Source organism: Corallococcus sp. AB049A (assembly GCF_003668885.1).
GTDB lineage: Bacteria > Myxococcota > Myxococcia > Myxococcales > Myxococcaceae > Corallococcus > Corallococcus interemptor.
In genome coordinates this window covers 1-981 of the sequence record NZ_RAWL01000830.1, presented here as the reverse complement: position 1 = coordinate 981, position 981 = coordinate 1, and the positions used below count along the sequence as shown (strand labels likewise).

General features: G+C 70.7%; 1 protein-coding gene. It reads right to left on the bottom strand.

Annotation, left to right across the window (positions count from 1 at the left end; translation table 11 throughout):
* Window positions 1-94 precede the first annotated feature (94 nt).
* Window positions 95-981 (bottom strand): thiopeptide-type bacteriocin biosynthesis protein (locus tag D7X55_RS39715; RefSeq protein WP_199747352.1); only part of this gene is annotated, 887 nt, incomplete at its 5' end.

Below are 981 nucleotides of genomic sequence, written 5' to 3'. Positions count from 1 at the left end.
GTGGGAAGGGGTGGGGTGATGGGGGCGGGCGCGGAGGCGCAGCCCACCGCGAGCAGCAATCCCGCCAGTCGAAGCCAAATGCCAACGCCATTCATCATCCCAGGCGCACCCCGCGCGCCAGGAACGATGCATAGAGCCTTTCGAGGAGATCGAAGAGGACGAACTCGTGCGCGCGCGGAGCGTCCCTCAGCATCCGGTTGACGTGCAGGTGCAGGTAGCTCGCGGCCAACGCGTCGAGCCCCTGCGACAGGCCTCCGCTCCGCTCGAGCTCCCGGAGCCGCGAGAGAACAGGCACCAGGCGCTCCGACCGGCGCAGCAAGGGGGCGAGCCCCGGGGCCACCGCGCTCCCGCCGGAGCCCTGGCCCGTCAGGAGTGCCTCCAGGATGGGGCGACGCTCACGGGCGAGACGGCTGAGCTGCGACTCGAGTCTCTTGCCCGCCCCGTGCTCCTGGGCGTAGGCGGTGCGCAGCCGGCTGGCGATGCGGTGCTTCGCCTCCAGGTCGAACCCGAAGTCGGAGAGCAGCAGATCCATCCCCATGAGGGCGCACTGCCACCGCGCGTCACCGTCCAGCCCCTCCAGGGACTCCAGCGTCGCGAGGACCGCTTCGCTGTCGACGTGGAAGAACGCCTCGGCCAGGCGCATTCCCTCGCTGCCTCCGTACCGCTCCAGCTCACGGACATAGGTGTCCAGCTGAAACCGCTTGAGACGGCCCTCCTGGAGGAGGGGGGCCAGGGCGTCGTGCAGGCGCGGCAGGGCCTCCCGCAGCAGTGCGTCCGGTGGGCCGTGCAGCCTCAGCCGGAGGTGGTGCTCGGGGTCCGAGTAGCGCAGGAAGTGCCATTGGTCGGCGCTGCCCGACGAGATGAGCGCTCTCACAATGGGGGCCACGTCCTCGAGCAGGAGCCGATCGGCGAGGCCGGAGCCGACGTGGAGTCGGGCATACAGCCACTCGGAGCCCGGTGGGAACGAGCGTCTCCCGGCGG